The organism is Desulfurococcus sp. (genome assembly GCF_038881575.1).
Lineage (GTDB): Archaea > Thermoproteota > Thermoprotei_A > Sulfolobales > Desulfurococcaceae > Desulfurococcus.
Window position 1 is genome coordinate 253,213 of record NZ_JAVZPN010000002.1, and the last position, 13,237, is coordinate 266,449.

The following is a 13,237-nucleotide window of genomic DNA, read 5'->3' on the forward strand; positions in this document are numbered from 1 at the left end:
GCAGTGGAGACGGTGGCACTCCGCTGCACCAACTGCGGGGCCCCACTCCCCAAGCCTCAGCCGGGTGAAGAGTGGGTTAGATGCGAGTACTGCGGCTTCCTTAACAAGGTGGTTGATGCTGCAGCATATGTTGAAAGGCTTAGAAGAGATCTCGAGAAATGGATTCGCGAATTACTCCCTGCAACAATGATCTCGTCAACGGTGGCGGATCTTACGGCTAGATACCAGATCTTCCAGGAGATCATTAAGCCGAAGGTAATGATGGCGAGGAGCAATATAAGAGCCAAGTACCTCCTTTATCTCTCATCTCCTCTCACGCCGATTCCTCCGCCTTCTTTTTCAAGTGATGACCCAAAACCATTATTCGAGGAAACCCTTAGAATTCAAACAATAAGAGACTTCGCGGTATCAGAGGATGATTTGAAGCTTGTCCAGGAGACGATAGTATATGGTAATATAGCAGGCTATTTGCTCAACGCGATTAAAGCATTGTCGAAGTTCGATGTTAAATCAGCATTGAAGAATATAGAGGAGGCGTTGGCAGGCATCCCCGAGGACCCCGGCCTCAATCTAGTCAAGCAGAGGCTGAATGCAGCGAGGTCTGTGCTAACAGCACTCAGCCTCTTATACGATAGAGATACCCAGGCAGCCCTCGATATCGCGAAGACAGGGATAGACCAGTACAATATGCTCTTGGATAGTGTAGGATCCTCTGCCTCGCCGGAAGTCAGTAGAGGTGTCTTAGAGGCCGAGAAGATGGTTGCTGAGATAGTGTATAAAATCTCTGAGGCATCGCATGAGTTTTTCAGAGCTGGCAGGGACCCCTTGGAGGTATTGAGGTTTGTTGAGGCATATACGAAGGTTTTCCAGCTAATTAGGGAAACTTATAAGAGGCCTTTAAGCGATCTCGTGGAGGTGGTTGAGAATCTCAGGAGGATTGTGCTTGCTAAAAACGGGTCATCCCAAGTCTACGTTGTTCCAGGCAGTGGAAGTTTCTATCTACCGTTCTATGTGGTTGAATCCAGGTTTTCCTTCGTTAAAGGCATGCTTCTGAAGAAGGGCGTGGAGTCGAGGCTGACTGTGCTTGTCTCGGCGATCGCACCATATGCTGCAAACCCTGTGACAGATGTCTTCGGAGTGTACTCGGGTAAACCTGTGAAGCTGGAGAGGGTTGAGGAGGCACCGCTTTACCCGGTTTTAAAGAGTATTATCTCATCGATGAAGGCCTCGGGTCTGCCGGCTGATGCTAGAGTAATCCCACCGCTTATATCAAGCGTGCTCGCTGAGAAGATCTTCGACGGCTACATGAACATGGTCAGCGGCAAGTATGGTGGGAAGATAATATTCGTATCCTCCCAGGCAACAGGCGTCATATATATCCCGTTCAACCCTGTCAACCAGCAGACACTGGCCTACGAGAGAGGCCTAAGCATTAGTCTTATAACAGGCTTGGATAATCTAACTAAGCTGAGTGTATAAGATGGGGTTGGGATGACTGAAGTATTAATCATTCTAGGGGTTGCTTCAACAATAGTTTACGCAACCATGTCTTTCACGAGGCTGAAGCTTGCAACGGCATTCCGGGATTTCACAGCCATAATCGCATCACTAATAGCTGGAGTGTCTTCGACGATGCTTCCTACAGGAGAAGACCCCTTAACCCTATTTCTAATAGTATTCTTCTATATTACTTCACTCTGGTTCTACGGGGTAGAGAGGCAGGGGCAAGTAAGCAAGAGACTGGTAAACCCGGCTTCATCGAGGATATTCGTCGGAGTGATCATGTTCGTTATAGCGACTTGGATGGTTTTTTCAAAAATAGACTCCAGGCTGGCATTAATCATAATTTTATCATCATTATTACTCGGAGCATATAGATTAAGGGCTATTGAAAAAGCAGTTGCTGAATAAAGATGATGAGTTATACATTATTTTTTCCGTGAACTTGATCCTGGAGAACCCTAAGCTGATGAAGGTTTATTATGTCAGCTGTTCTATAATCCTGTAACCATTACAGTCCACCGTTCCCCGTCTACGGTTTAATTTCCCCGGGCCTCCTCACCACCCTGAGGGTTTCGGCAGCCATGGCCGCCGATAGGGCTTTGCCCGGCTTTGATTAAAGTCGCTGAGACGGCCTCGATACGTAGAGAGCTAGTAGCGGATAAAACCAGCGGCCAGGCTATGATGGAAAGGCACTAGACGGGTTCCTGTAGATTCATTAAGCCCCTTCATAAGATTTAAATATTTAAGCCGGCGACTCATTATTCAGGGTGTGATATTGAAGCACGGCTTAGTCTTGGCTGGGCTGACCCTCGCCTTCTTAGTAGTTGTAGCCTCGGCAACCACTCTAGCAGAGCTGGGCTATGGTCCGGGCGACTGGCTGAGGTACAGGTACAGCATCACGGTTGGAGGGAATAAATGCGTATACATCATCAAAGTAACTGTGAAAGACGTTCAGGGCACTGTTATCAAGTATGATGGTGGAGTCGAGAGGCTTGAGAGCGGCGATAGCGAGAAGTGCTCTTCCATCGGTGGCCTACTGATTGTTGGACTAGCTTTCTCGAGTGCTATGTCTAAGGATGTTTCGAGCCAGGGGCCTGACACAGGCGACTTCTTCATAAACCCGCAGTACACAGGCGACTATACTACTAGTAGCGGGGAGAAGGTCTACTACAAGAACGGTGTATTGGTTAAGAAGGAGGGTGAGTTTACAACAGGCGTAGTTGCCACCTTCAGCATTGAATTAATCGATACCAGTATAAGCTGGCTGAAGCAGGGGCTAGGTCCGTCACCATTGACGCAACAGCTCTTACTCGCTATAGTCGTAGTGGCGGTAGTCGTAGTGGGGTTGGCTGTGTACTTCGTTGCTAAACGGAGAAGGGTTGCTAAAACCACGCCTACACAGCCTCAGCCACAGCCTACCGCTTCAAGCGTGTAGAACGTAGCAGGCTTAAACTATACATAATAGAGGATTATTTTTAATGGCTAAGAACCCAAGCCTGTTCAATAGATTAGTGGCTCACAATATAGCATGTTAAGCACACGCTTAACATGTATTGTCCTTTCCCTGGTAAAATGTATCAAAAAGTTCAAACGCATACTATGGTGGTGTTTCGCTTACCTTTTCAAGTGTTACTTCGTTGGAGAAGATTTTGTTTCCGTCAGCGCTTATCCTAACCTTCCAGGATGACGGGGGAATAGTTGTTCCTCCGCTGACGATACCCGGATAGTTTATGGTGATAATGTCTCCTTTTTGCAACCAGGTTCCCGTATATGGGTTTCCGCCTGACGGCCAGGTTGTATATTGTGGAATCCATTTTCTTCCATCGGTTGAAATGTACATTGTGTAGGTGCCGTCGCCTTTAAAGTAGTAGCCGAGGTATTCTTCTTCTGCCACAACCCTCGGCTGCACCGTGTGCCCTGGAATGTATCCTACATAGAATCCTGAGACGGTTGGATAAGATGTTGGTGTTGTAAAAGATGGTGTTGTGGTCTCGCCTTCGCTGGCGGACTTGAAGATCTCTAGCGTGAGCATTACAGAATAAGCTACCGCCATCGCCACAAAGAGGACTGTGATGCCGATGAAAATTTTACCTACTGTCGAAATATTCTCTTCCCCTTTTTGGGACAGTTGAACATGCTCCATCCTTAAACCACTACCTGATAATAGTAAGGTGATACTCGTATATAAATGGCTAGGGTAGTGTTTTACTTGCTGGATCCTGACTTAACGTGAACCTTTTCTACTTCTTAAGCAGGTGCTTGAACAACCTCCTTTAGCTTTCCAGGCAAAGGGTTTCCGGTGGCGTTGACTAGGATGAATGGGTGGCGGTTTACTATGGTAGACAGTTTTTTGATCGCAATCCCAATTGCTATGGGGGAATTGTCTATACAAATCCATTTTCTGTCAAGCCTTTTTGACACGAGTGCAAGTGTTCCGGGCCAGCAGAATATGTCTATCATAATTCTCTAGGATTGCTTGATGCCTTAACAATCTTTTCTATCATATCATTTTTTCTTTAGGATAGACTGGGTTAACTGGATCCTTGTAGTTTAGCCGGGCATCCTGCATCCCTCTCCCCAGTTCTCTTATGCTCGCTGGTCGTGGGGATCAGGTTGGGTAGGGCATAATGTAGCTCCAGCAGGTCCTGTCGGACAAGGATGCGTTAAACCAGCAGCTCCAGCGCGCTAACCATTGTTATTATAGTCGTCACTGACGTAGCAGGCTTCACGCTCTTGAAGAGAGCGAGATAGCTTTTAAGCCGGTTTTCAGCGTAACCCTTTTTACAGGTGATCAATCCACGCTTCTCCAACAAGTAACCGCCTCGCAACTGGAGGGTGGGGTAGGGTGCTCTAAGCGGAGAAATAAAAAGAATCCTAGCCTCCCCGGGGCTTCTCCCCGTTCTTCGCGAGGGGCTTTATTGAGACGTGGCCGAAGCCAGTTGCCCTGCCAGCTCCGACTCCTAGTGTAATAGTGTATGCGAGTATGCTGCCTAGCCACTCCTCGACTGCGACACCCTTCTCCCTGAGGAAGCCCAGGTAGTCTCTGTTCAGCCTGTAGTTTACGAAGCCTGTTAGAGCTGGCTCAGGCTTAAGATTGTAGTAGACCCACTTCAGCCTCAAGCTTTTAAAGAGAGTGTAGGTCTCATTGAAGATTCTGTGGAGCCTGAGGAGCTCGAGCCTAAACCTCTTAACGTTATACAGTCCCCGAGCATATAGGAGAGAGTAGATGGGTGTCGCGAATACGTTCATAGGGGTTGGAGTGAAGGATTTGAATTTGCCCACAGGCTTAAGGGGGTCTCTGAGCATAACAGGTGACGAGAACACGATCTTGACTCCCCCAGTCTCTAGGACTTCTCCCGCCAGCCTCCTCCCGGCTGCAACAGCATCCACGTACTCGAACTCAAGGGGTTCGACACAGACTTTTTGATTCATGAACTCGAAGCATCCTTGAATATTATTGACGAGGTTCGACAACACCTCGGAGTAGTTTCCAACATCCCTGTGGAAGCCGAGGTAGAAGCTGTAGACCCCGTCTAGAGAGACGATCGAGGGCTCACCGTCACACTTAGCCATCAAGCCACCCCTACACTCCACGAAGCTGTACTCGCACCTGACATCATTTCCGTCAAGCCTGAAGAGGGGGGAGATGTGGATGAGCTTAGGCGGCCCGGCTTTACTAGGCTCGAAGAACTTGGATAAACCAGGGTTGCTCCTTAAGACAAGGGTCTTGACAAGCTTCCCTGTGAACAAGTAGCCTTTAAACCCACTGACTCTCACGACAGCCTTGATCAACGAGACTTCAGGATCCAAGCATTCCCCACCTATCTAATCCTCCCTCCTAGAAGGGATCCTGGCATATCCGGTCTAATCTTCCCCCGCTTAGATTTAGCTCTCTCAGCCAATAAGTGACATAGGACGGTGTATGCGTGTCGTCGCTGACCCTTCCTTCGCAACTCGCGGCTATATTGTCTGCCACTATGAGCATACCTGTTAAACCCGCTAAGATCTTGTAACCTGTGAAGTCTTCACTGGAGTCGGTTGTTGATTTAAGCGTCTTGAATAAATCACCCGATTTAACCCTGTCTACTATTCTACCCGAGTCGATTCTGCTAATATGGTCTTTAAGTCCCCCAACGATAAAGGAGCAGGACTCACCTGTTGAGCATAGCTTCTCTAACGCGCTTAGCATGTTGTTTACCTCCTCACTATCATCTAAGAATGCCTTGAGCGCTTTCGCAAGCTTTTCTACTTTTTTACTTTCATGGAGAGATGCAGGGTGTCTACTCCTCATTGAGGTATGATGTCGAGATATGGCCCTGGCTACAAGCTTGAAAACTGGTTTCTCCTCCATGTTCGTTTCTAGCGAAAGATCCGCTAGTAAAACAGCCGGTATATACTCATGTAGCTCAAACGAGACTTTACCCTGTTTAACACCTCCGCAGTAGAATTTGCTCGCCTTCCCGATATCGTGAAGCAGAGCGGTGGCTTCAACAACCCCGCGCACACTCTCTATGTAACTATACAATCCCGAAGAGGAGACCATGTAATCTAATACTTTAATTCTCTTACCGAAGACTTTTAGTGCGATCCTTGAGGTCAGAACCAAGTGTTTCTGCAACGGCACCTCTACTACATTGCCTGCTCTAACCTCGTAGTATGCTAAAGGCCAGCCGGGGATATCGCATTTCACCATACTGCTAGACCCCGTCCTCTGACATAACTTCCTTCAGAAGCTACAATTAGAGTGACAGCATTGCCTCCAACGTACACCTCCCCATCTCCAACATCAGGCGTTATCAAGCCCAAGTACTCGTTGAGGGTTACCTCTTTCAACCGCGCTGGTATGAAATATTTGCTTTTTACATCGCAGACGACTTTGACTACGCTTCCACCATCTGTTCTAACTACTCTCACTGCAGCCAGCCTCAAATAATCTCTATCATCCACGCTAATAGTCTCTACAACCCTCGCGACTCCACCCCTCAGCAGGCTCCTCAAGTCGATGGACACGGTCTCCAGCTCGCCTAGGTCTCTCAGCTCTCTACCGCATACTTCTTTAGTGTTCACAAGCAGGTTTACCAGGAAGCCTGATCTGGTGAGCTGTAGACCAGTGGAGTTTAACACATTGATTAAATCTTCGGGTGTAGCATCGCTCTTTAGATACTCCTCAAGTATTGATGCCCCAATATCAGCCTTCGCGGGTTGAACGGCCGGGGTTTTCTCTAGTAGTTCAACAAACGGAATGTAGTTTTCCCTGTGGGACATCAGCCTCCAGTCAATACTCCTTCCCCTCTCTAAGACATCGTTGATTGAAGTCAAAGCGGATCTTACACGCTCAGTTCTATAGGGTCCCCTGTACTCATCTAACTCAGAGTCACCGGGAGGTTTAACTATGTAGACCAGAGGCCCCTCTTTCACGCATTCTTCATATATGCTAGTGTACTTCTCTCTACACAGCCTTCCGGCTCTTTGAGCCAGGTTCTCCAGGGGTGCTGGGTCTGTAATCAAGACTCTGCTCGGGAACTCGACTCCAGCTTCTACAACCTGTGTGGATACTACTATGCCTGCCGATGCCTTACTTATCTCGCTTAACGCCCCCTCTCTATCCTTATTGCTTAACAAACCATGTAGTAGCACTGCCTTATCACATATTCCTTTCTCGAGGATCACATCGTAGATCTCGACAGCTCTCTTCACGGTGTTTGTGATTAAGAGTACTAAGCTTGATCTACAATGCTCCTGTAGGACCCCAATTATCTTATCCTCGCTTATTAGCTGTGTGCGCCAGTTGAATGAGTTAGAGGACTCGAAATCTATGTCCCGGACTACTTCAACGCTAACTCCCTTATCTTTAAGCTTCTTCACCTGGTAGTTCTCGTCTCCAACATAAACTATCTTCGACCCCCTCAGGATGTTGTTAGATAATGCTGAAACCAGATCGCTGTGCATCGTAGCAGACTCGACAAGTAATGGGACTCCGGCATTATTGAGAAACCTGCTGGCTGCTACTACTGACGCGATAGATACATCTTCATCTATATCGCCAAGGTACACGTGTGCTTCATCTAAGACTATGAGGGATGTGAAGATGGAGAGCTGTATAGGATAGTAGTGGCCTTGTGAAATCATCCTATAAACCTTGTTCAGCTCTGCGACGGGTATCCTGAAGAGGTTGTATATGAAGCTGTCGAGCGTTGTCACGATCAAGTCTCTAAGGAAGTATGGTGATTTGTCTCCTGGCTCGATATAGTCGAGCGATTGATAGCCTGATGTTGACACGTAAGGCTTGAATTTTTCATTGTATATCTGCCTCACGAGGGCTCTATAAGGCGCTACATGTATCAAGCCGCCCCATGGGCCCTCCTCGACGAAGTCTCTGTACAGCTTCAGAGATAAGACTGTCTTCCCGTAACCTGTTGGAGCGATTAAAACAAGCTTTCCTTCTCTCTTAAAGAGCTCTCCCGCTCTCTCGAGCCCGGGCCTCGAATATATGGTGTCTATAAACGTCATAGCAAAATCCTCGGGGACAGTGCTAGTATGCTAGCCTCATCAAATGATTCAAGAGCGACTTTAAGTCTGTGCAGACATACTTATTCCTTCCGCAGATATTCTTCGAGTTCAACGTGTCCAAGATCCTTGTTATCCTCCCAGCACAGGACGTCAGTAGGTCTAGGGATCCAGTCTCCATGTAGCCGTAGATCTCGTGGAGGCACATGGATATTGTGTCGTCGTAGGCCTCTACCTCATTTCCCACTGATTTAGCGTAGCTAGCGAGGCTCCTGAGGTCGTCCAGCATTTTTATCGCATTCCTCTTCTCCAGTGCTCTCAGATGCCCTGATATTGTGAGAGGTCTCTCCCAGGCAACCTGTGGCCTCATCTCTGGCCTGATAGATACTAGTCGATGTGTTTCGAAGGAGTCGTAGTATTGGTCGAGGGTCTGAAGTCCCTTTACCTGGGTGGCTATGTAGTGGGTGAACGCCATGGTTGCTAGTATCAGCGAGACCTCGAGGCTTATGTTTTCAAGGTTGTAGTATATGCTTTCAATGAATTTGTCGAGGGTGTGTTCTTTCGAAGCATAGATCAAGCCGTATACCTTCACTGCCTCGTTGAAAGACGCGATAGAGCCATCAGGTACAAGGTATTGTTCAAGAAAGGTTTCTCCAGCTTTAAGGCGATCGACCATCGAGATGATGGCTCCCGCAGTAGCTATGTAGATTGAGACAGCGTTAGAGGTTTCCACCTGTGTTAGCTCGGTTCTATATTTGCCGAACACATAGGTTCTAAGGAATTGTGGAATCCTTGTTTCGGATGTCGGATTACTAAGAACAGCCTCCACCGAGTTCACTAGAGCATCGCATAACTCTTTAGATTTCGCCTTAGATTCCTCTTTGGACTTCGCCGACGAGATCGCTATCCCGATGGAAGACAATGCCTTAGTATCTTCCTTCCCATATAATTTCGGTAAATTTTTCTTGCTTTCACAAACATCCTTCGTCTGCTGAGCCAGGATATTCAATAGCTCTCTCAGATCGTTTGCACCCAGCATGATCTTACCATTGATAAGGCCCTTCTTGATTTCATTGACGATGCTAGGTGGAAGACTGCTTCTGATAAAGCCTAGAGCAGCAACCTGGAAGTTCCTGCCTATGGTTCGCTCATCTAACAGCTCAATAACCAGGCTACTCAACAGGAGCCACCCCCACTATCTCTTCACTTATTGGTGCAACGAATCCTTTACAGTTGGTTAGTACCCTGTACCAGGGTGGGCTTGAACTCTCCGATAGTGGTATAATCAGGTTCTGGGACCCCGTCTGAGCCGCTATGTAGAACTTGCTGGTGTCGTAACGTATACCTGGTAGTTCTATTTCGAGAACGTACTCTCTGTCAAGGGGCTCTACGCATCTAGCATCAACATAGAACCTTGTCTTAAACTTCTCACCCGCATTCAGGATCTTGACGCTAGTAAGATAGGTGGCGGTGTGAAGTGCGACCAATCCTTCTTTGCTACCTATCCTAACAACCCCGTAGACGGCTTTAGAGGCGGCTTTCTCGAAGCTTTCTCTCGACACGCCTAGTTCTTTGACTAGCTTTCCTGCATCAATAATCCAGAGTAGGTCTAGAACGAGTCCAGGAGCGTAGGCTGAACCGAGTGCTTGGACAGGTAGCATTACTCCCAGTGCTTCAGTGTGGAACTCCCTAGTGCACATTTTCGCCTTCTTCACTCTTTCAACTTGCCCGCCCGTCTTGTAAACCAAACCTATTATCCTGCTAGGTTCTAAATACACGGATATCCCTCCAGCGGAACCTTTGGTTCTCACTAGGGCTACTGAGGCTGTGATCGTAGATTCTAGGAAAGCCTTCATCGGCGGGGAGATCAAGAGGCCTTCCCCGTGTTTTTCCACTTCTTTGCCATGCGGATTTAAGCCGAGTAGCCTTGCCAGCGGGTATCCGAAGGCTCCGACTACTGTGGTCGGCGGCGGTATGGGGTATGAGGGTTGAGCGGCTGAAACACCCTTGTATCTAACGGTGAAGCCCCATGAGAAGGATGCGCGTGCGTAAAAAACCCTTATGTCTTGGGGTTCAACCATGCCTGATATCACCTACTTAGGCTATAACTCCAAGAACCGACAGTATATTCACTGCCTTGTCTCTCGCTTTGGCTAGAGCCTCGGTGTGAGTCGTGGCTTTCTCATACGTCACCTTCTTGTGCTCTTGCTGTACTTTAGGCTCCTCGAGGTTTTCATCGTTGTAGACAAAGATATTGAGAGTCTCGTCTTCAATAATTTTAGTCAGCTGGACCGCCCTATTGTATGTCTCGACAATATATGATCTCGAGATGCCTGAGCTGGGTATGAATTCCACGGGTCCCTTGCTGAGTGTTACAACAGCACTCTTAACCTTCCACAGCGGGTTATACCTAGACCTCTTGGCTCCGAATATCATGCCGTCTACGAGAGCTATCAGAGCATCTACAGCTGCTTTCACTCGCTCGACTTTCTGCTTCTCTAGTTCTTTATCAGTCTCCTTCGAGTAGTACTGCCTAGCGATGTCTGTGACCACGAGTTCAGCGGTGAGCGTGTAGAGGGCGCTGCCGCTCTCAACATAGAATGGTCTTTGGTAATCCTTCATGAGCTCTGGCGGCGCATACCTGGTGTGCAACTGTGGCGTTAATGCTACACCGCCCTGCTCGATGGCGTCGAGCGTCGGGAGCATGTAGCTGAACCTGATTGCTGAAGTCCTTTTGATAGGGCCATCTACGTACAGGAATCCGCCTACGTCAGCTACGACACTAGCCTTAAGGAACATATGCTCCAGCTCGCCTGGCGACGGCTTCTTGCCAAGCCAGTTTTCAATGCCTCCAACGATCTTATCTAGCTCTGGGTAAAGGTTCTTGATAACGTTCTTATCTGCAAATTTGATGAAGTAGCCCTCTAAGTCGGCTGATGTTACAGGGAGGTTGCGGCTCTTCGCTATCTGGGCTAGTGTGAGCTGGTAGTGGTGTGCTATAGATTCCCCGCTAACAGCCGGTACGTACACCACCGAGTAGCCTGTCCCAGTAGATATGACTACCGGGGCCTTTCTATGCCTAGTGTAGTTTCCTACGGCTTCAGCCATGTTTAATGCTTCAGCGTTAACGAGGACTCTGAGGGATAATCCGATCGTGATCTGCATCTATCCCACCCCCTACTCAGTCTTGCATCCCTGGCTCTCTCTTACTCCCGGTATCTTCGCATAGGCCTCCAGCGCTATTTTTCGCGAGAGCTTTATCACGTCGACCCTACTGGCTTTGCTGATCGTGTCGAGAATGCTGCTTATGATTTTCTCGAGCTGGCCTGGCTTTAAATCTGGGCATAACACGCCGGCTTTCTTCTCCCTATCATACTCAACGCACTTCTTCTCTCCAAGACAGTTAGTGTAGTATGCTCTAATAGAGTCTCTGACAGCCTCCATGAAGGTTACCTCATCGATCGCATTCCCAAGCCTGTCAATATACCCGTAGTCGCCTACCGCGCCTAGGAATGCTAGGATGTCTACTATCTCCGAGAGTTGGGTTGAAGGTGTGGACATTTCAACCAACCTCAATATAAATATTTGCACTGGGATGGTTAATAAGCTTTTAATGAGACATGTCTCATAACCAGGAACATGAGTTTCAAAATAATTTGTTTCATGAAATGAGACAACACTACACGGGTGCATAGATTATCCAGCTAGGCTTAACCCCTGCATTCAACCTTCAAAGGCCTTTTAGCAACATAGTATCCACCAGCTTTCTCGACAAGACCCGTCTTCAAGAGCTCGTCAAGCCTCCTGTACATCGTCGACCGAGGTATGTCTGGTGCTTCACGAGATATCTCCCCGAATGTCGCGTTGCCTATTAGCTCGATTTTGTTTAATATCTCCTTACTCCTAGCGTCTATTCTCATCCTCTCAATGAACGACTTGACATCCAGTTCCAGCCTGCAGTTGAACCCTTCTCCTTCGGCGACTACCCTGATCTTAGACGCTAACTCATCGGGGAGTAGTAGTGCCGTCAACAATAGTGTTACAACGAGTATCCTGGGCCCACCGGTCAAGAATACTTCGACCTCGTCAGCGTTCCTCACCTCTCTCTCGAGGATCGAGAGTACAGATCTACCCGTGTTTGAGGGGTCTATGCTTTCAAGCTCGCAATTGATCTTGATAGAGTTGCACATGACGGATATTAAATGATATGATTTCTCAATCCTCGAGTATGCTTCTCTCGAAGTATATAGTGCTAGAAGCACTACTCTATCTGGTTTAACAGCGCTGATCCTATAGGTTATAAAGTCTATGTCGAACCCGAAGCTGGCAACTAATGTCCTCACTTTCCCTCCCGTTAGAGTATTTGTCAAAAGACCTAAATAAATCCATTAACCATAGTTCCCGATCACCGCAGACCCTACTAGGCGTAGGGACAGAACCTCCTATACCAGCAACTCGAGCATTTACCCTTTTCACCGGGTTTGGGTAGACTATTCTCGTTGATAATCCTCTTGACGCTTCTAATGGAGGCTTCGACATCATGGACTAATTGATCGTTGACCTCTAACTCAACTATTTTATCCCCAGCAGCAATCCTAGCTTTCCTAACGCCAGGCATCTTCTCTCTCGCAATAATGTATGAGGTTATTGCTTGAGACACGTATCTCGAGAAGTTATGGCTCTTGAAAGCCTTTTTCTCTATAATAATCTTTCCATTTTTCTCTTCGACGACCTCATCTATGATTGTTGCTCCTCTGCTCGTCGAGATCCTTACCTGCCCCTTCCCGGTGGGTGGTTTCACGGCTTCAGAACCCAGCATCATACTGTCTGTCACAGGTTCCGCCACCATTAGATTAGCCTGTATCCAGGGTATGACTGGGCAGTAATAGTATTGTTTAACGAGGGATGGGTTGACCCTGTCGAACGGCTTCGTGAGAATCAAGCTATCACAACCACTCCATGCTTAACCGTGATCTCTGCCAGCGGCTTCCCGAACACCTTTACGCGCTGGATAGCTGTATCATATAGTTGGAAAACATGGACGACGTCAATTGATCCATCTATAAGCTTTGGAATCACTCTCTCCACGTCTAAGAGCGTCGATGGGAGTATCCTGCCTATGAAAGCGCTCCTCTGGATCCTCGCCAACCCCTTTGCTTTAAGGTAGTTGGCTAGATTGTACCGCTTCTCATTACTCGATACATCATATATTATCAAGGCGTACATT

The 13,237-nt window shown here is 47.8% G+C and carries 16 protein-coding genes; 3 read left to right on the plus strand and 13 right to left on the minus strand.

Annotated elements, in window-relative coordinates:
• The first annotated feature begins 3 nt into the window (after positions 1–3).
• The 3 genes from QXV08_RS03185 (at position 4) to QXV08_RS03195 (ending at position 2,938) form a co-directional block, all read left to right on the plus strand.
• Complete coding sequence (locus QXV08_RS03185) at positions 4–1,479, plus strand: hypothetical protein (RefSeq protein WP_342784863.1); 1,476 nt, start codon at positions 4–6, stop codon at positions 1,477–1,479.
• A 12-nt stretch (positions 1,480–1,491) separates the two neighbouring features.
• Positions 1,492–1,911, plus strand: coding sequence for a hypothetical protein (locus QXV08_RS03190; protein ID WP_342784865.1), 420 nt, complete (start codon positions 1,492–1,494; stop codon positions 1,909–1,911).
• Between the two features lie 361 nt (positions 1,912–2,272).
• Entirely contained in the window at positions 2,273–2,938 is a 666-nt protein-coding gene (locus QXV08_RS03195) for a hypothetical protein (protein ID WP_342788035.1), read from the plus strand.
• A 162-nt stretch (positions 2,939–3,100) separates the two neighbouring features.
• On the opposite strand, the gene QXV08_RS03200 is transcribed toward QXV08_RS03195, so the two are convergent.
• From QXV08_RS03200 to cas2, 13 genes are all read right to left on the minus strand, one after another.
• Positions 3,101–3,646, minus strand: coding sequence for a hypothetical protein (locus QXV08_RS03200; protein WP_342784869.1), 546 nt, complete (start codon positions 3,644–3,646; stop codon positions 3,101–3,103).
• 104 nt (positions 3,647–3,750) lie between these two features.
• The gene (locus QXV08_RS03205) at positions 3,751–3,963 is read right to left on the minus strand and encodes a hypothetical protein (RefSeq protein ID WP_342788034.1); all 213 of its coding nucleotides are present in this window, start codon (positions 3,961–3,963) and stop codon (positions 3,751–3,753) included.
• 203 nt (positions 3,964–4,166) lie between these two features.
• On the minus strand, positions 4,167–4,313 hold the full coding sequence (locus QXV08_RS03210; RefSeq protein ID WP_342784871.1) for a hypothetical protein: 147 nt from the start codon (positions 4,311–4,313) through the stop codon (positions 4,167–4,169).
• Between the two features lie 64 nt (positions 4,314–4,377).
• Positions 4,378–5,313, minus strand: a complete 936-nt coding sequence (locus QXV08_RS03215; protein WP_342784873.1) for a hypothetical protein — start codon at positions 5,311–5,313, stop codon at positions 4,378–4,380.
• A gap of 28 nt (positions 5,314–5,341) precedes the next feature.
• On the minus strand, positions 5,342–6,196 hold the full coding sequence (locus QXV08_RS03220; protein ID WP_342784875.1) for a CRISPR-associated endonuclease Cas3'': 855 nt from the start codon (positions 6,194–6,196) through the stop codon (positions 5,342–5,344).
• Positions 6,190–8,013, minus strand: a complete 1,824-nt coding sequence (cas3, locus tag QXV08_RS03225; RefSeq protein WP_342784877.1) for a CRISPR-associated helicase Cas3' — start codon at positions 8,011–8,013, stop codon at positions 6,190–6,192. The genes QXV08_RS03220 and cas3 overlap by 7 nt, the downstream gene beginning before the upstream one ends.
• Before the next feature lie 22 nt (positions 8,014–8,035).
• The gene (locus QXV08_RS03230) at positions 8,036–9,190 is read right to left on the minus strand and encodes a hypothetical protein (RefSeq protein ID WP_342784879.1); all 1,155 of its coding nucleotides are present in this window, start codon (positions 9,188–9,190) and stop codon (positions 8,036–8,038) included.
• Complete coding sequence (gene cas5, locus QXV08_RS03235; RefSeq protein ID WP_342784881.1) at positions 9,183–10,091, minus strand: CRISPR-associated protein Cas5; 909 nt, start codon at positions 10,089–10,091, stop codon at positions 9,183–9,185. Before cas5 ends, QXV08_RS03230 begins: the two co-directional genes overlap by 8 nt.
• A gap of 16 nt (positions 10,092–10,107) precedes the next feature.
• Positions 10,108–11,175 (minus strand): type I-A CRISPR-associated protein Cas7/Csa2, encoded by a 1,068-nt coding sequence (gene cas7a, locus QXV08_RS03240; protein WP_342784883.1) that lies wholly within the window; start codon positions 11,173–11,175, stop codon positions 10,108–10,110.
• Between the two features lie 12 nt (positions 11,176–11,187).
• Positions 11,188–11,586, minus strand: coding sequence for a hypothetical protein (locus QXV08_RS03245; protein WP_342821400.1), 399 nt, complete (start codon positions 11,584–11,586; stop codon positions 11,188–11,190).
• Positions 11,587–11,720: 134 nt separating this feature from the next.
• Positions 11,721–12,353, minus strand: coding sequence for a CRISPR-associated protein Cas3 (locus QXV08_RS03250; protein WP_342784887.1), 633 nt, complete (start codon positions 12,351–12,353; stop codon positions 11,721–11,723).
• Between the two features lie 77 nt (positions 12,354–12,430).
• Positions 12,431–12,952 (minus strand): CRISPR-associated protein Cas4, encoded by a 522-nt coding sequence (gene cas4, locus QXV08_RS03255; protein ID WP_342784889.1) that lies wholly within the window; start codon positions 12,950–12,952, stop codon positions 12,431–12,433.
• Positions 12,949–13,236 (minus strand): CRISPR-associated endonuclease Cas2, encoded by a 288-nt coding sequence (gene cas2, locus QXV08_RS03260; RefSeq protein WP_342784890.1) that lies wholly within the window; start codon positions 13,234–13,236, stop codon positions 12,949–12,951. The genes cas4 and cas2 overlap by 4 nt, the downstream gene beginning before the upstream one ends.
• Position 13,237 lies beyond the last annotated feature (1 nt).